The 17,971-nt window shown below is 75.1% G+C and carries 16 protein-coding genes; 4 read left to right on the top strand and 12 right to left on the bottom strand.

Features of this window, described 5'->3' with window-relative positions:
• Window positions 1-55: 55 nt before the first annotated feature.
• The 3 genes from WD250_05150 to WD250_05160 form a co-directional block, all read right to left on the bottom strand.
• Window positions 56-2,167 (bottom strand): cell wall-binding repeat-containing protein, encoded by a 2,112-nt coding sequence (locus WD250_05150; GenBank protein ID MEX2619587.1) that lies wholly within the window; start codon window positions 2,165-2,167, stop codon window positions 56-58.
• Window positions 2,168-2,176: 9 nt separating this feature from the next.
• Entirely contained in the window at window positions 2,177-2,470 is a 294-nt protein-coding gene (locus WD250_05155) for a Dabb family protein (GenBank protein ID MEX2619588.1), read from the bottom strand.
• A gap of 158 nt (window positions 2,471-2,628) precedes the next feature.
• Window positions 2,629-3,156 carry an SRPBCC family protein gene (locus WD250_05160; GenBank protein ID MEX2619589.1) on the bottom strand — a complete coding sequence of 176 codons (528 nt, stop codon included), beginning with the start codon at window positions 3,154-3,156 and terminating at the stop codon, window positions 2,629-2,631.
• Window positions 3,157-3,309: 153 nt separating this feature from the next.
• Here WD250_05160 and WD250_05165 point away from each other — a divergent pair, with 153 nt between their 5' ends.
• Genes WD250_05165 through WD250_05175 form a run of 3 tightly spaced genes read left to right on the top strand, consistent with a single transcriptional unit; the run spans window position 3,310 to window position 8,445 of the window.
• Window positions 3,310-4,962, top strand: coding sequence for a GMC family oxidoreductase (locus tag WD250_05165; GenBank protein ID MEX2619590.1), 1,653 nt, complete (start codon window positions 3,310-3,312; stop codon window positions 4,960-4,962).
• Window positions 4,955-6,508, top strand: coding sequence for a patatin-like phospholipase family protein (locus WD250_05170; GenBank protein MEX2619591.1), 1,554 nt, complete (start codon window positions 4,955-4,957; stop codon window positions 6,506-6,508). Before WD250_05165 ends, WD250_05170 begins: the two co-directional genes overlap by 8 nt.
• A complete protein-coding gene (locus WD250_05175) occupies window positions 6,505-8,445 on the top strand; it encodes a metallophosphoesterase (protein MEX2619592.1) in 1,941 nt (646 codons plus the stop codon). Before WD250_05170 ends, WD250_05175 begins: the two co-directional genes overlap by 4 nt.
• Here the strand turns inward: WD250_05175 and WD250_05180 are convergent.
• Window positions 8,429-9,391, bottom strand: a complete 963-nt coding sequence (locus WD250_05180; GenBank protein MEX2619593.1) for a DUF4349 domain-containing protein — start codon at window positions 9,389-9,391, stop codon at window positions 8,429-8,431. The two genes, WD250_05175 and WD250_05180, sit on opposite strands and share 17 nt — an antisense overlap.
• Window positions 9,392-9,536: 145 nt before the next feature.
• Between WD250_05180 and WD250_05185 the strand changes: the two genes are divergently transcribed.
• Window positions 9,537-10,913, top strand: coding sequence for an FAD-binding oxidoreductase (locus tag WD250_05185; GenBank protein ID MEX2619594.1), 1,377 nt, complete (start codon window positions 9,537-9,539; stop codon window positions 10,911-10,913).
• A gap of 22 nt (window positions 10,914-10,935) precedes the next feature.
• On the opposite strand, the gene WD250_05190 is transcribed toward WD250_05185, so the two are convergent.
• The 8 genes from WD250_05190 to ssb all read right to left on the bottom strand — a co-directional run.
• Window positions 10,936-12,579: a cell wall-binding repeat-containing protein gene (locus WD250_05190; protein MEX2619595.1), complete on the bottom strand. Its 1,644-nt coding sequence runs from the start codon at window positions 12,577-12,579 to the stop codon at window positions 10,936-10,938.
• Between the two features lie 66 nt (window positions 12,580-12,645).
• A complete protein-coding gene (locus WD250_05195) occupies window positions 12,646-13,593 on the bottom strand; it encodes a homogentisate phytyltransferase (protein MEX2619596.1) in 948 nt (315 codons plus the stop codon).
• A 72-nt stretch (window positions 13,594-13,665) separates the two neighbouring features.
• Window positions 13,666-14,439, bottom strand: a complete 774-nt coding sequence (locus WD250_05200; GenBank protein MEX2619597.1) for a hypothetical protein — start codon at window positions 14,437-14,439, stop codon at window positions 13,666-13,668.
• A gap of 126 nt (window positions 14,440-14,565) precedes the next feature.
• Window positions 14,566-14,805, bottom strand: coding sequence for a hypothetical protein (locus tag WD250_05205; protein ID MEX2619598.1), 240 nt, complete (start codon window positions 14,803-14,805; stop codon window positions 14,566-14,568).
• A gap of 83 nt (window positions 14,806-14,888) precedes the next feature.
• Window positions 14,889-16,289: a replicative DNA helicase gene (gene dnaB, locus WD250_05210; GenBank protein MEX2619599.1), complete on the bottom strand. Its 1,401-nt coding sequence runs from the start codon at window positions 16,287-16,289 to the stop codon at window positions 14,889-14,891.
• A 336-nt stretch (window positions 16,290-16,625) separates the two neighbouring features.
• Window positions 16,626-17,075: a 50S ribosomal protein L9 gene (gene rplI, locus WD250_05215; protein MEX2619600.1), complete on the bottom strand. Its 450-nt coding sequence runs from the start codon at window positions 17,073-17,075 to the stop codon at window positions 16,626-16,628.
• Window positions 17,076-17,111: 36 nt separating this feature from the next.
• A complete protein-coding gene (gene rpsR, locus WD250_05220) occupies window positions 17,112-17,363 on the bottom strand; it encodes a 30S ribosomal protein S18 (GenBank protein MEX2619601.1) in 252 nt (83 codons plus the stop codon).
• A 95-nt stretch (window positions 17,364-17,458) separates the two neighbouring features.
• Window positions 17,459-17,971 (bottom strand): single-stranded DNA-binding protein (ssb, locus tag WD250_05225; protein ID MEX2619602.1); only part of this gene is annotated, 513 nt, incomplete at its 5' end.

Raw genomic sequence — 17,971 nt, forward strand, 5'->3', positions numbered from 1 at the left:
GCACGCCGGGATCTGCACGGGGGGCCGTCGGCAACGACGGTCCCTACCGTAATAGTCAGCAGCCGCCGCCGGGCGCCGGCGGGATCGACGGGTCGATGACCTCGAGGTGCACGTGGGGCCACCGGGCCGTGGAGTACCGGTCGACCTGCGACTCGAAGGGCAGGACGCGGGCGCCGGCGGCGATGACCGTGCGGGTGGGCTCCACCCGGTCGCCCACGCCCACCTGCAGCCCGTGCAGGTGCAGCATCTTGACCTCCCAGCCTGGGCGCTCGTCGGGCTCGATCACGACGAAGTCGTCGTGGTAGCGGCAGTACAGCGGGTAGGACCCCGCCCGGACCACCCGACCCGCCACCGGTGCGAGCACCGGGTCGGCCGGGTCGACGACGACGTCGGCCGCGGTGTGCGACCCGGTGCCGCGGTCGCGGGTCGGCAGGACCATGTGGGGCGTGGCGGTCGAGCGGGGGGACTGGTGCCGGGCGCCCGGGTGGCTGGCCTGGTGGAAGCCGATCAGGTCGACGTCACGGGCGGGCAGATGCAGGCTGATGGCCCCGACCGTGGCGTAGACCGGGTCCGGCTCGAGGTAGGTGAACGCGACGACGTGGTGCCCGACCGTGCCGTCGGGGGCGACCGCCCGGACCCGGACGCGTCCCGGCCACAGCGTGTCGTAGGCGGCGGCGGCGCGTGCATGGGGGCGAAAGGTCAGGGTCTGGCCGGTGGCCGTGGCGTCCAGCGCACCGGTGACCTCGGCCCCGGCGACCTCCACGTGCACGCTCGAGCGGGCCGGGTCCACGGGTCGGTCCACCTGGACGGTGACCGGCGCGAGGTCGGCGAGGGTCTGTCCGCCCGCGGGCGACGTGGCGGTCACCCGCGGGCTGTGCGGTCCGTCCACCGCCGCGTGCAGGGCCTGCTGGGCGGTGTCGTCGGCCACGGCCGCCGCTCCGCCGTACACGTCGAGCCGGCGCGGGCGCCGCACCCGCAGCGCGTCGGCGGTGGCGGGGGGCAGATGGGCGGGCGCGGTGAGCAGCAGGGGCTGGTCGAGCAGCGCCGCGTGGCGGGTGCCGGCCAGGGCATCGGGGAAGTCGGCGCCGCTGGCCAGCGACATCCCCGACGGGTCCGGGTAGAAGGCCTCGACGACCGCCGCGGCGGTGGCGTAGCGGTCCGCACCGGCCAGACGGGTCACGGTCGCGACCGTCTGCGCCGCGTGGTCCTCCACGGCCCCGCTGACCGCGGCCCCGCCCCCGATCAGGCTCAGGTGGGTCACCTGGCGCAGGGCGAGCGCGTCCGCGGTCGTGTCGGGCAGGTGGTCCGCGGCGGTCAGCAGGATGGGCCATCCCTCGCGGGCCGCCGGCGCCGAGGCGGCCAGGGCGTCGGGGAAGGCGGTGCCGGAGGCCAGGACCGCCCCCGTCGATGCCGGCAGCGCCCGCGCGACCGCCGCGGCCGTGGCGTAGCGGTCGATCCCGCCGTGTCGCCTGGTTTCGAAGCCCAAGGCCGCGACGTCGCGTCGGACGCTGGCGCCGAGTGCCCCCTCGCCGCCGAGCAGGTGCACGACGGCGCCGGGTTCCAGCACCCGGCGCAGCTCGTCCGCCGTGGCAGCGGGGAGCTCGTCAGACCGCGCCAGCAGCAGGGGGCCGTCCACCGCGACGGCCATCGGGACGCCCGCCAGGGCATCGGGGAACGCGTCGGCCCGCGCGAGCACGGCGGCGGGCGCCCGCCCGGCATCGGGGTAGGCCGCGGCCGACACCGCCACGGCCGTGTCGACGCGGCTGCGCCCTGCGTGGCGGCGCACGGACCGTTCGGTGGCCGTCACCCACCAGGTGCGGTCGACGCGACGGCCCTCGGCATCCTCGGCCTCCACCCGCACGGCGTGCGCGCCCGGAGCCAGGGCGACCGGGACCCGCACCGGCGTGCCCAGGGTCGGGTCGTGCGCGTCGACCTGCGCGTGGACGGGCGGCTCGGTGTCGACCGTGAAGCGCGCTGCGGTGATCGGGTGCGGGCCGTGCACGCGAGCGTGCAGCACGGTCTCGCCCGCCGCGACGACCGCTCCGGGGGCGGGCGCCGGGTCGGAGACCGCCAGGTCGGTGGGGGCCGCGCTCGCCGTCGGCCCGGCCGGCAGCGCCAGCACGGCGAGCACGCCGAGCACGGGCAATACGGGGATGCCCCGATGCATCTGGCCCACCTAGCCGGGGGTGCCGGCCGTCATGTCGAGGCGGACGATGTCGCTGCACAGCGCCCGGGCTCGCTCGACGACCGGCACGTGCAGGGCGTGGTCGCGGTACGCGGCCAGTGCGGCGCTGTCGGCGAAGACGGTCAGCAGGCCCGTGACCGCCGGCTCGTCGACCGACCGGGAGACCGCCAGCCACACCACCTCGTCGATGCTGTCGCCCAGCGCCCGCAGGTCGCCTTCGAGCGCAACCCGTTCGTCGTCGTCGACGTCGGGGCGGAACTGGAAGCGCACGATGTGCCACAGCATGAGGCCGGCAGTCTAGCCCCGTCCCCGTCCGGGGGTGTCGCCGGCGACGCGACGACGGTGGGGGTGGTGGTCTGGCCGGGCCACGTGCCCGGGGAAGTGGCCGGGCGACGCGACGACGGTGGGGGTGGTGGTCTGGCCGGGCCACGTGCCCGGGGCAGTCACCGGGTCACGCGTCCGGGGAGGGCGCGCGCACCGGCCAGCGACGCGTCACGGACGTAGCGGAAGTGCGCCAGCCAGAACGGGCGCAGCAGCCGGTACGCCGGCCCCTCGGCCACCTCCCACGACCCGAACCGGCAGCGGTCCTCGTCGACCGCCTCGAAGGCGTAGCGGTGCAGTGCCGAGAAGCCGGGCACCGCGGTCACCTTCCAGGTCACCCCCCGCCGGGGCTCGTACTCGACGATCCGGGCCGACGCCGGCAGGACGTAGGGGTAGCGGGAGCGGATGGGGTTGAACACCCAGCACAGCAGCGCGCCCTCCCGCAGCGTCCCGCCGGTCACACGCGCCCAGCGAAAGCAGGGGTTCCAGCGCGGCCAGCCGCGCACGTCGTCGAAGATCGCCCACATCCGCTCCACGGGCAGGCCGACCGCCGCCCACCCCCGCACCGGCAGCTCCGGGTCGCTCGGCTCGGCCGGGATCCCGCCCGGACCCGGGCTTGCAGCGGGCACGTGGCGCTCGGCGTCGTCCACCCGTCGACCCCCTTGCGTCCCGGCACCTGGTGGCACCCTACCGCGGGGCTGGCACGGGGTGGACCCGTGCGGTGTGGTCGGCCATGATTGCGGTCGTGGCGTGGTGCTGTCGGCGCCAGCGGGCCACACGGATGCGGGACAGCTGGGGGCTACATGGACGTCGACGCGGTGGTCGTGGGCTCGGGCTTCGGCGGGGCCGCCGCGGCATGCCGCCTGGCAGAGGCCGGCCGCTCGGTCTGCGTCCTGGAGCGCGGCAAGGCCTACCCACCCGGGTCGTTCCCCCGCCGCCCCGCGGCGATGGCCGCGAGCTTCTGGGACCCCAGCGAGGGCCTGCAGGGGCTGTTCGACATCTGGTCGTTCCGCGGCCTGGAGGCGGTCGTCGCCTCCGGCCTGGGTGGCGGTTCGCTCATCTACGCCAACGTGCTCCTGCGCAAGGACGAGCGCTGGTTCGTCCGCGAGACGCGCCTCGGGGGCGACCACGAGTACTGGCCGGTCTCACGTGCCGACCTGGAGCCCCACTACGACGCCGCGGAGCGCATGCTCGACGCGACCCCCTACCCCTTCGACCGCCCGCCCTACGACGCCACCGCCAAGACCCGCGCGTACGCGGGGGCGGCGCAGCGGCTCGGTCTCGACTGGTTCCGCCCGAACCTCGCCGTGACGTTCTCCCCGGCGGGCGTCACCCTCGGCGAGCCGTTCGGCGACCCTGCCGACAACCTCCACGGCCGCCGCCGGGCGACCTGCACGCTGTGCGGGGAGTGCGACGTCGGCTGCAACATCGGCGCGAAGAACACCCTCGACTACACCTATCTCAGCACCGCGGCGCGGGCCGGTGCGGACATCCGGACGCGCTGCGAGGTGCGCCGGCTCACGGCCCACCCCGACGGGGGCTACACGGTGAGCTTCGTGCGCCACGCACCCGAGCACGAGGGGGCACCGACCAGAACCGGGCGCCTGCCGACCGAGGACGTGCGGGCGAAGGTCGTCGTGCTCGCCGCCGGGGCGCTCGGCAGCACGTACCTGCTGCTGCGCAACCGCAGCGCGTTGCCCGCGCTCAGCCCCCGCCTCGGCTCGCGCTTCAGCGGCAACGGCGACCTGCTCGCGTTCGTCACCGGCGGGCCGCGGTCCTTCGACCCGTCGCGGGGGCCGGTGATCACGAGCACCGTGCGCGTCCCCGACGCCGTCGACGGCGGCAACGGGCGCGGTTTCTACGTGCAGGACGGGGGCTATCCCGCCTTCGTCGACTGGGTCCTCGAGGGCGCCAACGTGGTGGGGCCGCTGCGGCGGATCGCCCGGTTCGCGGCGGCCCGGGTGCGCAGTCGCCTGACCGGCGAGCCGAAGTCCACCGTCGGCGCCGAGATCGGTGCGCTGCTCGGCGACGGGCGGCTCTCGGCGGGGACGCTGCCGCTGCTCGGCATGGGCCGGGATGTGCCCGACGGTACGATGCGCCTGCGCTCTGGCTACCTCGACGTGGACTGGACCACCGAGACCTCGGCGGCCTACTTCCGTCGGGTCCGCGCGGTGATGCGCGCGGTGGCGGGCACGCTCGACGCGCGGTTGCAGGAGAACGTGTCGAGCTACCTGCGCCGGGTCGTCACCGTCCACCCGCTCGGGGGCTGCCCCATGGGTCGCGACGCGCGCGAGGGGGTCGTCGACGACCACGGCGAGGTGTTCGGTCACCCCGGCCTCTTCGTCGCCGACGGCGCGGTCATGCCCGGCCCCGTCGGCCCGAACCCCTCGCTCACGATCGCGGCCCTGGCGGAGCGCTTCTCGGCGCGGATGATCGACCGGTGCGGCCATGGCTGACGCCCTGCGGCGCTCGCTCATCATGGCCGGGGGCGGCGTGAAGGTCGCGTTCCAGGCCGGCGTGCTGCAGGTGTGGTTGGACGAGGCCGGGCTCGTCTTCGACCACGCCGACGGCGCCAGCGGCGGCGTGTTCAACCTGGCGATGTGGTGCCAGGGCATGAGCGGGACCGAGATGGCCGACCACTGGCGCCGGTACCGGCCGCTGCGCGCCGTCCAGCCGACGGTGGCCGGCCTGCTGGCCGCGCCCCTGGCGGGCTCGCTGCTGTCCTACCGCCGGTTCCGCCGGACCATCCTGCGCGACTGGGGCCTCAACTGGACGGCGATCCGGGCCACCGACCGCGCCGCGACGTTCAACCTGTACGACTTCACCGCGCACGAGCACGTCGTGCGCCCCGCCGCGGACATGACCGAGGACCTGCTCATCTCGGCGGTGTCCCTGCCGATCTGGTTCCCGCCGGTGCGCGTGGACGGGCACCACTACATCGACGCGGTGTTCGCCACGGACGCGAACCTCGAGGAGGGCATCCGCCGCGGCGCCGACGAGCTGTGGGTCGTGTGGACCGTCAGCGACCAGGGCCGCTGGCGCCGCGGCTTCGTGCACCAGTACTTCCAGATCATCGAGGCCGCCGCCAACAGCCGGCTCCGCGCCGACCTGGCCCGCATCCAGCGCAGCAACGCCGCCGTCGCTGCCGGGGAGCACGGCGAGTTCGGCCGGCCCGTGGCGGTCAGGCTGCTGCGCGCCGAGGTCCCGGTGCACTACCTGCTGACGCTCACCCGCGACCGCATGGCCGCCGCGGTGGACCTCGGGGTGCACGCCGCCCGCGATTGGTGCGCGGAGCAGGGCATCGCGCTGCGGGCGCCCGCGGCGACCGCCGCGGCGCCTGCGCCGCCCGCCGCGCCCACGGCGGACCCGCAGCGGCGCGGGGTGCGGTTCACCGAGGAGATGACGGGGTTTGTCACCCTGGGCGACGACGACCCCGACCGGGGCGCGCGGACCGGGCGGGCCGCCGGCACGCGTGCCGGCTTCCGCCTGACCATCGCGGTCGACGACCTCGATCGCTTCGTGACCGACCCCGACCTCGCGGCCACGGCGACCGGGGAGGTGCGCTGCGAGGTGCTCGGCGGGCGCCTGCCCGTGGAGCGCGGCGCGTTCAACCTGTTCGTCGACGCCGACGACCCCCGCGACAAGCGCATGCGGTACCGCCTGTGGTTCCGCGACGCCGCCGGCCACCCGCTCACCCTCACGGGCTTCAAGGTGGTGCGTGACGACCCGGGTCCCGACGCGTGGGCCGACACCACCACCCTGTACACGCGCATCCTGCGCGGCCACGTCGACGGGCCCGCGACCGAGGCGGCCGACGTCGTGGCCGCGGGGATCCTGCGCATCCGACCGCTGGCCTTCGCGCGCCAGCTCACCACGTTCCGGGCCACGGCGCCCACCCGCCGCGCCGGCCTCGCCGCGCTGGCCCGGTTCGGCCGGCTGTTCGCCGGCAACCTGCGGGACGTCTACGCCGGACCGGTCGGCCGGCGCGCCCCGACGCCATGAGCGCCCAGCCGCCTGACCGGCGCGACGCCGCGCCGCGCCCCCGCACCCTCGCCGCGCTCGACTTCCGCCGCCGCGCCGCGACGCGGTGGTACCACCCCCCGGTGCTCGCCGACGCCGCCGTGCGGCTGGCCGTCTCCATGGCTTTCGACGCGTTCCTCGACAAGCGCGAGCTGCAGGCCGCCCTGGCCGCCGAGGTCTACGAGGTGCCGGAGGACCCCGCCCGGCGCACGGCCGACGACGCGGAGCTGTGGATCGACTACGTCGCCGACACCGGCGACGGCTTCCCCGCCACGTACACGATCGCGTGGCTGGCCTCGCAGGCGCGGCTGCCGCTGGAGGGCAACCCGGCCGGCCTGCCCCGCGGTGACCTGATGGTCCTCGGCGGGGACGAGGTGTACCCGGTGGCCAACCCGGGCGCCTACACCGACCGGTTGACCGGCCCGTACGAGGCCGCGCTGCCCTGGGCCGCCGACGGGGGCCAGGACGTCTTCGCCATCCCCGGCAACCACGACTGGTACGACGGCCTGACGAGCTTCATGCGCGTCTTCGGCCAGGGCGCGTGGATCGGCGGGCGGCGGACCCGCCAGGCCCGCAGCTACTTCGCGTTGCGCCTGCCGCACGGGTGGTGGCTGTGGGGCATCGACATCGCCTTCGACGCCTACGTCGACGATCCGCAGATGCGGTACTTCCGTCAGGTCCGCGCGCAGATGGAGCCCGGTGACCGGGTGATCCTGTGCACTGCAAAGCCCAGCTGGGTCAAGCCGCACGACCCCGGGTCCTACCGCAACCTCGCGTTCGTCGAGCGCAAGCTGCTGCACGACGTCGAGGTCCCCCTGACGATCGCCGGCGACTACCACCACTACTCGCGCTACGTCGGCGACGACGGCACCCACAAGGTCACCGCCGGCGGCGGCGGGGCGTTCCTGCACCCGACCCACGGGCTCGGGGACGCGCTGGTTCTGCCGCCCCACGGCGACGGCGACGCCGCGGCCCGGGTGAGCGCGCCCACCCGGTCGGCCGACCCGCACGAGGCCGCCAGCCCGGTGGACCCGGCGGCGGTGGCCGACGAGGACGACGCCGGCCCCTACCGGTGGTTCCGGCGGGCAGCCGTCTACCCGGACCCGGCGACCTCGCGCCGACTGGTCTGGGGATGCCTGGCCATGTCGGTGCGCAACCCCTGGTTCACCATGATCCCCGCAGCGCTGTCCACGGTCCTGCTGTGGTCGGTGCTGTTCGCGCGGCGCGCGGCCGGAGGAGCGGTGGGCGACACCCTCGCCACGACCGCCGGTCGCGTCGGGTTCGCCGATCTCGCCGCGGGGTTGGCGGCCAGCCCGGTCGCCCTGCTGCTGGTCGTCACGCTGCTCGGGGCGCTGGTCGGGTTCGCCCGCCCGTCGACGCGCTGGCGCCTGCCGGGGGCTCCGGCGTGGGTGCCGAAGGCGCTGCTCGGCCTGACCCACGGGGTCGTCCAGGTGCTGGCGTTCCTCGTGGTGGCGTCGGCGGCGACGCGGCTGATGGCACCGCTGCTGCACGCGGAGCTGCCGGCGGTCGGGCAGGTCACGGTGCTGCTTGCGCTGTTCGTGGTGGTCGCCGCCCTCGGCGGGGGTGCCGGGGGGCTCGTGATGGGCGCGTACCTGGCGGCAGCCAACGCGGCGCCGGGCCACGCCCACGGCAACGAGTCGTTCTCCGCGCTCGCCAACGAGGACCACAAGCACTTCCTGCGACTGCACATCGATCGCACGGGCGCGCTGCACCTGCACGCGATCGGCGTGGACCGGGCGTGCCGGAAGTGGGACGTCGACCCCGACGCCGAGGATCCGGAGGCGTCGTGGCTGCGCCCGGCCGAGCCGCCACCGCGAGCCCGACTGGTCGACGGTCCGCTGTGCGTCCACCCGGGCCGCGGCGACGGGGGCGTCGCGGGGCCTACTCGGTCGGCGTAGTCCCCGAGGGGGAGCGCCGCCGCAGGGCCTGCCAGACCAGGTAGGCCGCCACGAGCACCACGAGCAGCGGGGCCACGAAGAACCCGGCGACGAGCATGCCGCCCACGACGTTCACGAACGCGTCGCGGGCCAGGTCCCAGTACCGTCCCAGGTCGGGTCGCTCGCCGCCCGTGCCCGCGAGCTCGACCGGTGCGCCCGGCTCGAACAGCTCCACCGTCAGCGTCGAGAAGGTGGTGCGGGCGTCGAGCAGCTGGAGGCGGCCCTGCACCTGCTCGATCTGGCCCTGCAGGCCTTCGAGCTGCTGCTGGACGGCGATCGCGTCCGCCACGCCCTCGGCCTCCTCGAGCAGCTCCAGGTAGAAGCGCTCCTGGGCCTGCAGGTGGCGCAGGCGCGACTCCAGGTCGGTGAACTCGTCGGTGACGTCCTGGGCGGTGATCCGACGCGACACGACCGTGCCGATCTCGCCGACGCCGACGAGCAGGTCCTCGTAGCGCTCGACCGGCACCTGCACCGTGACGCTGCCCGCGGTGGCGCCCGAGTCGGTCGTGGTCGTGTCGCTTGACACCACCGTGCCGCCCAGGCGGGTCGCGGCGTCGACCACCTGCCCGAAGGCCGTGTCGAAGCGCTGCTCCTCCAGCTCCAGGGTGACCGTGCCCTCCTTGATGATGCGCTCGCCGACGGATGCGGGCTGCGTCGCCCCGGGCAGCTCGAGGTCGCCCGCCGGCTGCGACTCGGCGTCGGACGCCGTGTCCTCATCCCCCGCACCGTCGCCCTCGGGGGCAGCCCTCGACAAGCCCTCGGCGGGTGCCGCCGCCTCGCCGCTCGAGCCGGCGGAGTCGGTGGGCTCCTCCGACATCTCCGCGCGGTCGGCACCGGAGCACCCCGCCAGCACCCACACGAGCACGATCAGCAGCAGGGACTTCAGGGACAGGGTGGCGCGGGCCATGGTGCACCTCGTTCTCGGGCGGCGGTGATCGCCGGCGGTACCGGTCGGACGCCGCCGCGCCGGCGACGGTTCCCCCGTCGGCGCCGTGGGTGATGGAGTAGCCTCGCTGGAGCGGGGGGTCGTGGTTACGAGGGAGGGGCACATCGTGGTCGCTGCCGACCAACCCGGGATCGCCGGGCTACGTGCCGCACTGTCCGGCGGGGTCGTCGCCAAGGGTGACGAGGACTGGGACGTCGCGCGTCAGGCGTTCAACCTCGCCGTCGACCAGCGGCCCGCCGCCGTGGCCTTCCCCGCCGACGCGGACGAGGTGGCCGCCACGGTCCGGTTCGCGGCGGAGCGGGGGCTGCAAGTGGCCCCGCAGCTGACCGGCCACAACGCCGCCCCGCTCGGCCCGCTCGACGGGGCCGTGCTGCTGCGCACCGACGGACTCGACGACGTGGCGTTCGACGCCGAGCACACCCGCGCGCGGGTTGGCGCCGGGGTCCGCTGGGGCGACGTGGTGCGCCAGACGTCCCCCCGCAGCCGTGCGGCGCTGCACGGCTCGTCGCCCGGCGTCGGCGTCGTCGGCTACTCGCTGGGCGGTGGGCTGGGGTGGTACGCGCGGCGGTGGGGCCTTGCCGCGAACAGCGTCACCGCGGTCGAGCTGGTCGCGGCCGACGGCAGCCGCCTGCGCGCCGACCGCGACCACGAGCCGGACCTGTTCTGGGCGCTGCGGGGCGGTGGCGGCAACTTCGGGGTCGTCACCGCCATGGAGTTCGCCCTCTACCCGGTCGGCGAGCTGTACGCGGGGGCGCTCTTCTTCCCCTGGGAGCGCTCCGCGGAGGTGCTGCACGTCTGGCACGGGCTGCTGGCCGACCTGCCGGACACCGTCACCTCGTGCGGGCGGATCATGCAGTTCCCCCCGTTCCCCGACGTGCCGGAGTCCCTGCGGGGCCGGTCCTTCGTCGTGATCGAGGCGGCCTGCCTCGGCGGCGCGGACGTGGCCGCACCGCTGCTGGCGCCCCTGCGGGGACTGCGGCCGAGCCTCGACACGTTCGCGGCGGTGGCGCCGGAGGCACTGCTGGACCTGCACATGGATCCCCCCCTGCCCGTGCCGGCGCTGAGCGACCACCTGCTGCTCGAACACCTGGCCCCCGCGGCGATCGACGACCTGGCAGCGGTGGCCGGGCCGGGATCCGGCTCGCCGCTGGCCGCCGTCGACCTGCGCCACACCGGCGCGGCGCTCGCCCGCCCGCAGCCCCACGACGGCGCGGTGGGGGCGCTGCCCGGGGTCCTGTCCCTGTTCGCCGTGGGTGTCCCCGCCGACCCCGCCGCGGGGGCCGCGGTCGGGGGCCAGCTCGCGAAGGTCAATGCGGTCCTCGCCGGCCACGCCGTCGGACAGTCGCTGAACATGGTCGAGGGCCCGGTCGCCACCCGCCAGGTCTACCCGCCCGCCACCTACCGTCGCCTCCAGCGGGTGCGCGCGCAGTACGACCCCGACGAGCGGTTCCGGGCAAACCACCCCGTGCCGACCCGGGGGTAGCCGCGCAGACGGCCCACCGCCGTCAGCAGGCGTCGGGGCGGTCGAGCCCGGTGCGCAGCTGGCACAGCGCCCCGGGACCGACCGCCGCCGGTCCGCCGAGCACGGTGACGGCGGTGCTGCGGTGGTCGCGCAGCCAGGCGTGCACGTCCGGGCTGAGCTCGGCTGGGCCGGTCAGCAGGATCGGCCGCCGCTGCCGGGCGGCCAGGCCGCTGCCGGTGAGCCCGTCGGGGGCGGACCACCCGCTGGCCACCAGCGGTTTGGAGGCGTAGCCGAGCTGGACCGCCCGGGTGGCCAGCACCGCGGCGGTGGCGGTGCGGGTCGGGCCGGCGATGCGCTCCATGCCGGGCAGGCCGAGCACGGTCACCTCCGGCAGCGCCGCGCTCCCGCCGACGACCCAGGTCCGCGCGGTGCCCAGCCGCTGGACGATGCGGGTCAGGCGCGTGTGGTCCTCCGACGGCCGCGCCAGCAGGATGGGGTGGCGTTGCCCGGCCGCGAGGGGGGCGGCGGCCAGCGCGTCGGGGAAGCGGTCGCCGGTGGCGACGACCACGGTCGAGGGGTCGGCGCCGTGCCCCACGGCGGCATCGGCGATCATCTCCGAGGTGGTGTAGCGGTCGGGACCGCGCAGCCGACGGACTTCGATGTTCTGTGCCCACAGCGCGTCCTCAACGGCCGGGTCCAGGGGCCCGAGCAGGTACGCGATCTCGGGGGCCAGGCGGCGCAGCTCCTCGGCGATCCCCGGGTCGAGCCGGTCGCCCCGGGTCAGCAGGAGCGGACCGCCAACCGCGGCGGCCAGGACGCTGCCCGACACGGCGTCGGCCCACGCCTCGCCCTCGGCGAGCACCACCGCGGGCACGAGGCCGGGCCAGGTCGCGCGGCTGACCGCCACCCCGGTCGCGTAGCGGTCCCCGCCGCTCAGGACCTCGACCAGCTGGGGCGGGGCGACCTGCTTCGGCGCCGGTGGGGGCGGTGTCGGGGGCGCGGGCATCACCACCGCGCCGGCGTCGTCCAGGACACCGAAGCAGAACCCGCGGGCCCTGCCCTCGTCGATGATCCGGGGCAGCGCGCCGATCGTGTTGGGGGTGCGCGGGCTGCCGTCGTGCAGGACGACCACCGCGCCCGGCGCCAACCGGCCGAGCACATGCGCGGCGATCGTGTCCGGCGAATGACCTCGCCAGTCCTGCGGGTCGACCGTCCACAGCAGCTGCACCGAGCCGAGCGCCCGGATGGCGTGGTGCACGCGCGCGTTTGTGGCCCCGTACGGTGGGCGGACCAGGGGGGCCGCGCGGACCCCGGCGCGTTGGATCGCCTGCGTGGTCCGGATCACCGTGGCGTGGATCAGCGCGTCGGCCAGGTGGGTGAGGTTCTCGTGCCCGTAGGTGTGGTTGCCGACGACGTGGCCCTCCGCCGCCGCGCGCCGGACCAGCCCGGGGTGCCGGTCGACGAGGCCGCCGGTGGGGAAGAAGGTGGCCGGGACCCCGCGGGCGGCCAGCAGGTCCAGGACCGCCGGGGTGTGCACGCCCGGCCCGTCGTCGAAGGTGAGCGCCACCGGCCCCGACGGGCAGCCCGGCGCCGCGGCGGCCCGGGGGGTCTGCGCCGCAGCCGTCCCGCCGCCCGCGGCCAGGAGCACGAAGGCGACCAGCGCCGCGCCCACGCTCTGTCCCGCCATCGGATGCCCCCAACGCCCGCTGGGTACTGCTGCGAGCACTCTATGCGCCGGGCGCCCCTGAGGGGGTCATCCGAGGACAGCCGCGGCGGCGAACACCCCGTACGCGGCGCAGAACAGCACCCAGATCGTCCGGTAGAACCGGGCGACGGCGCCCTCGTCGCCGGTGTCGAGGGTGCGGACCGCGAGGACGAGCCGGCCCGCCAGCGCGGCGTGGCCCCCCGCCAGCACCCCGCGGTGCAGGCCCGGGACGCCGACCACGCCGGCGACCGCAACCGCCGCGTAGGCGACCAGCAACGCCCCGACCCCCAGCGCCACCACGCGCGGGGCGCCCAGCCGCAGCGGCAGCGTGCCGACGGCGTACCGGCGGTCGCCCTCCATGTCGCCCAGGTCCTTGAACCAGGCGATGACCAGCCCGGTCACGAGCGCCACGGCGGTGAGGGCGACCAGCGCGGGCGGCAGCGGCAGCCCGGTCCCCGGCACCGCGGCGTAGTGGGCGAAGACCAGCAGGTTCACCACGAGCCCGCGGACCGCCACGATGCACCCGGCAGCCAGCGGGTGGTAGCGCTTGAGCCGCAGCGGCTGCAGGGAGTACGCCGCGCCGAGCGCTGCGGCGATGGCGATCGCGGCGAGCAGCCACGGCCCCCCGGCGGCGCCCGCGACGAGCGCCACGACGAGCGCGGCGCCCACGACCAGGCGGGCGGCCGTGGGGGTCATCGAGCCGCAGGCCAACGGGAGCCACGGCTTGTTCACCCGGTCGAGCGACACGTCGGTCAGCTGGTTCAGCCCGACGATGAAGACGTTGACCCCCAGGCCGGCCGCCAAGGCCAGACCCAGGTCGGCGAGGCTCGGACCGGCCAGGCCCGGGTCGGCGGCGGTGGGCACCGAGCGGGCCACCACGAAGAGGGCGCACAGGCTGACGACCGTGCCCACGATGGTGTGCGGACGGCTGAAGCCGATCGCCGTGGACACGTGCCGGCGGATCGGGTGCTGCGTGCTGTGCGGGAGATTGGGCACACCGCAATCTCGCATGCCGGTGGGCGAGCGGCCAGACGCACCGCGCGCCCGCGGACCCACCCGCGGTGGACCCTACTGGGGCAGCGCGGGGATGCGGGGGCTGGTCGGGAGGCCGCGCCCGCGCGGTGCCGGGCCCTCCAGGTCCGGCAGCGCCGGACCCCTCGGACTCGCGGTCGCGGGGGCGGGCACTGCCGCGGGCGGGCCGGACCCGGGATCCTGGCCCATCTCGCCGGCCCCAGCCGTCCCAGCCGTCTCAGGGGTCTCATCCGTCTCGGCGGCCTCGGCGGTCTGGGCGGTCTCGGCGGTCCCACTGGTCCCACCACCGGTCCCACCGGTCGGGACGTCTGCCGCCGTGACGGGCGTGTCGTCGGCCGGGGAGGCCAGGAGGCCAAGGATGAGCGCCAGGATGTCGCCCAGGGTCGACCCCACCGCCCCGACGGCGGCGCCGGTCAGGGCGGTGACCGACTCGACGGTGTCGCCGGGCTCGGGCGCGCCGGGTGCGGGGGGCGGGGCGGTGCCCGGATCCGGGGACGCCCCCGGTGCCGGCGGTGGGTCGGGGTCGGGGGGCGTGGGGTCCAGGCCCGGTGCCGGCGCCGGCGCGGACGTGGTCCCGGGTGCGGCCGGCACGTCGGTCTGCGGGGCCGGCGACGCCGGATCGCCCGGCGTCCCCGGCAGGTCCAGGTCGGGATTCACCAGCACCACGCGGGCTCCGCCGCTGCTGGGCGCCGGGCCGAAGAGCCCGCCCGGTCGGCCGACGCCGAACCATCCGGCGACCAGCACCATGACGAGCACCAGGGTGCCCAAGGCCGCGGCCGCAAGACCGGTACCGAGCCGTTCGCGGATCACGTGCCTCCTTTCCGGGCGTGCGGGCGCAGCTTGCTGTCACTGGTCCTTCGGCGCGCTGCCGGGAGGACTTGAGGGTTGCCGCAAAGATTGTCGTGCCCGAGCCCGGCCGCGGGCGGGCCCTGCATGTCAGGCCCGCACCATGGCGAGGGCGGCCAGGGCCGCGGCCAGCACGACAGCCCCGAGCGCGCAGCGGACGATCACCGCGCGGACCGGTGTGGCGCCCCCGTCTGCCTGCGCCGGGTCCTCACCGGGGAAGCTCCCCGTGCGGCGGAAGCGCAGGAGCGCGGCACCGGTGCCGACGAGCAGGGCGGCACCGACGGCACCGACCAGGAAGATGAACAGCTCGGTGTAGCTGGTGGGGACCACGACGTCCTCGGGGGCGGTGGGTCGGCGGGCAGGCCACTGTAGCGGGAGCCGCGCCGGCCCCCGCCCGGCCGGCGCCGGGAGCCCTACAGGGGCGCCGACCGGCGCGCCATGTTGGCGAACCGCGACTGGTGGCCGAGGAACGACAGCCGCACGGTGTGCAGGGGGCCGTTGCGGTGCTTGGCCAGGATCAGCTCCGCCTCCCCCTTCGCCTCGGTGTCGGGGTGGTAGACCTCGTCGCGGTAGATGAACGCCACCAGGTCGGCGTCCTGCTCGATCGAACCGGACTCGCGCAGATCCGACAGCTGGGGGCGCCGGTCGGTGCGGTCCTCGGGTTTGCGGGACAGCTGCGAGAGGGCGACGACGGGCACGTCGAGCTCCTTGGCCAGGATCTTCATGCCCCGGCTGAGCTCGGACACCTCCTGCACCCGGTTCTCCGCGCGCCGGTGCGACTGCATCAGCTGCAGGTAGTCCACGATCACCAGGTCGAGCCCGTGCTTGGCCTTCAGCCGCCGGCACTTGGCCCGGATCTCCATCATGTTGATGCCGGGGGTGTCGTCGATGAACAGCGGTGCCTCGGCCAGGCGCCCCATCGCCTGGGAGAGCTTTGGCCAGTCGGTGTCGTTCAGGCGTCCGGTGCGCAGCCGCTCCGAAGGCACATGCGAGTACGCCGCGAGGATGCGGTCGATCAGCTCGCGCTGGCTCATCTCCAGGGAGAACATCACGGCGGGCTTGCGCTGCTCGACGGTGACGTGGGTGGCGATGTTGGTGATCAGCGTGCTCTTGCCCATCGCCGGCCGTGCGGCGATGACCACGAGGTTCTGCGGCTGCAAGCCGGCCGTCAGCTCGTCCAGGTCGGTGAAGCCGGTGGCCAGGCCGGTGATGGCGGACTTGGCCTCGTGGAGCTTCTCGATGCGCTCGAAGGACTCCATCAGGAGGTCCTTCATCGGGACGAACTCGCTGGAGTACCCGCGTTGGGCGACGTCGTAGATGGTCTGCTCGGCGGCGTCGACGGCCTCGTCGGCGCCCTTGGCGGCGTCGTAGCCCAGCCGGGTGATGCCGGTGCCCGCGTCGATCAGCCGTCGCCGCAGCGCCTGCTCGGCGACGATCCGCGCGTAGTACAAGGCGTTGGCGGCGGTCGGCACCCGCGAGACCAGGTCGGTGATGCCCACCGCGCCGCCGACGTCCTCCAGGGAGCCCCGGTGCTCGAGCTCGTCGGCGAGGGTGATCGGGTCGACCGGCTCGCCCTGGTCGTACAGGTCGCGGACCGCCTCGTACAGGGTGCGGTGCGCGCCCCGGTAGAAGTCGTCGGCGCCGACGAGCTCGGAGACCTCGGCGATGGCGTCGCGTGACAGCAGCATGGCACCCAGCACGCTGGTCTCCGCGTCGAGGTTGTGCGGGGGTACCCGGTCGTAGCTGCTGCCTCTCGTCGGCGGCTGCAGTGCACGCACCGCGCCTGCCGCCGCCTCGCCCGCCCCGTTGGCCATGATGTCTCCCTCGTCTCCGTCCCCGACGGCGACGGTAACCCAGGGGTATGACACCCGCCGCCCGCGCGACGGGGCGGTGCCTGTGGGCAGCATCGCCGCACGGTGGTCCGCGGTGTGGACAACGGCGGCACCGACGCCCCGGGCAGGTGGGTCAGCGCGCCGGGCTGGGGATACCCACCCTCGGCGTGTGGAGGACCGGTGCAAAAGAAAAATGTCTCTCGTGAACGATCTGTGGGTCGCGTGGCCAGGCCATGTCGCCGGGCGGGTCGCCGGGCGGGTGCGCCACCCTGGAGGTGGTCGCGTGGCCAGGCCATGTCGCCGGGCGGAGCCGGGGACCTACTCGAGGGCGACGACGACCACGCGCACCGTCGCGGTCAGCTCCGCGTGCAGGCGCACGGCGACCTCGTGCTCCCCGAGCGCCTTCAGCGGTCGCTCCATCTCGACGCGCCGACGGTCGAGCTCCACGCCCAGCTGGGCCTGGACCGCATCCGCGACCTCCCGGTTGCCGACCGATCCGTAGAGGGTGCCGTCCTCACCCGCCATGGCGGTGATCGACACCGGCCGGGTCTCCAGGAGCCGCTGCTGCTCCCGGGCCTCCTCGATGCTGCGGGCCTCGCGCTTGGCGCGGGCGGCGCGCAGCGCGGCGGCGTCGGCGACGGCGCCCTTCGACGCGCGCATGGCGAGGCCGCGCGGCATCAGGTAGTTGTTGCCGTAGCCGTCGGCCACGTCGACGATGTCGCCGGCGTCGCCGAGCTTGTCGACGTCCTGCTTCAGAATGACCTTCATTGTGCTCTCGCCCCTGTCGGCGGCCAGCGGTGGGCGCTAGCGGGTGGTGTAGGGCAGCAGCGCCATCTCGCGGGCGTTCTTGACCGCTTCGGCGACGAGCCGCTGGTACTGGGGGGTCGTGCCGGTGACGCGGCTGGACTTGATCTTGCCGCGGTCGCTCACGAACTTGCGCAGCAGGGCCACGTCCTTGTAGTCGATGTACTCGACCTTGTTCTTGCTGAAGTAGCAGTCCTTGCGCTTCGCCGGGCGCTGGTTGCGCCCCGGCTTGCCGGGCTTGTCATCGGCCATGCGTCACACTCCTGGGTTGTCTGACTGCGAAATCTACCGGACACGGCGACCGGCGGCAGGTGCGCCGGCCGCTGGTCCGGACGGGTCGGATGGCGTCAGAAGGGGACGTTCTCGGTGGTGGGCGCTTCCGTGGGCGGGGTGGCGCTCCCCCAGCCGGAGTCCTGGTTCTCCTGGCCGGCGCTGTCCTGGGGACCGCGCTGGCGGCGGACCTTCTCGACCTTGACCCGGGCCCACCGCAGGCTCGGGCAGACCTCGTCCGCCTCGATCTCGGTGACCCAGCGGGTCTCGTTGTCCTTGGTCTCGTACGAGCGGCTGCGCAGCCGCCCCGTCACGAGCACCCGGTCACCGCGGTGCAGCGACTCGGACACGTTCTCGGCCATGTCGCGCCACACGTTGCAGGTGAAGAACCCGTCGAGGCGCTCGTCCCAATCGCCCTTCTCCTTGTTGAAGAAGCGCTGGTTGACCGCAACGCGCACGTTCGCCACGGGCACGCCGTTGGGGGTGTAGCGCAGGTCGGGGTCATCGGCGAGGTTGCCGACGATGGTGATCTGGTTGTCGGTGGCCATCAGGGTCCTCCGGGGTGTCGTCCGGCGGCGCCGCGGCGCCGC

This window comes from Egibacteraceae bacterium (assembly GCA_040905805.1).
Taxonomy (GTDB): Bacteria; Actinomycetota; Nitriliruptoria; order Euzebyales; family Egibacteraceae; genus DATLGH01.

Excerpts from the sequence above, each read along its gene's own strand:
- WD250_05175 (MEX2619592.1), top strand. The coding sequence starts at position 6,505 with ATGAGCGCCCAGCCGCCTGACCGGCGCGACGCCGCGCCGCGCCCCCGC.
- WD250_05155 (MEX2619588.1), bottom strand. The coding sequence starts at position 2,470 with ATGCTGTGGCACATCGTGCGCTTCCAGTTCCGCCCCGACGTCGACGAC.
- WD250_05180 (MEX2619593.1), bottom strand. The coding sequence starts at position 9,391 with ATGGCCCGCGCCACCCTGTCCCTGAAGTCCCTGCTGCTGATCGTGCTC.
- rpsR (MEX2619601.1), bottom strand. The coding sequence starts at position 17,363 with ATGGCCGATGACAAGCCCGGCAAGCCGGGGCGCAACCAGCGCCCGGCG.
- WD250_05150 (MEX2619587.1), bottom strand. The coding sequence starts at position 2,167 with ATGCATCGGGGCATCCCCGTATTGCCCGTGCTCGGCGTGCTCGCCGTG.
- rplI (MEX2619600.1), bottom strand. The coding sequence starts at position 17,075 with ATGAAGGTCATTCTGAAGCAGGACGTCGACAAGCTCGGCGACGCCGGC.
- WD250_05190 (MEX2619595.1), bottom strand. The coding sequence starts at position 12,579 with ATGGCGGGACAGAGCGTGGGCGCGGCGCTGGTCGCCTTCGTGCTCCTG.
- WD250_05170 (MEX2619591.1), top strand. The coding sequence starts at position 4,955 with ATGGCTGACGCCCTGCGGCGCTCGCTCATCATGGCCGGGGGCGGCGTG.
- WD250_05165 (MEX2619590.1), top strand. The coding sequence starts at position 3,310 with ATGGACGTCGACGCGGTGGTCGTGGGCTCGGGCTTCGGCGGGGCCGCC.
- dnaB (MEX2619599.1), bottom strand. The coding sequence starts at position 16,289 with ATGGCCAACGGGGCGGGCGAGGCGGCGGCAGGCGCGGTGCGTGCACTG.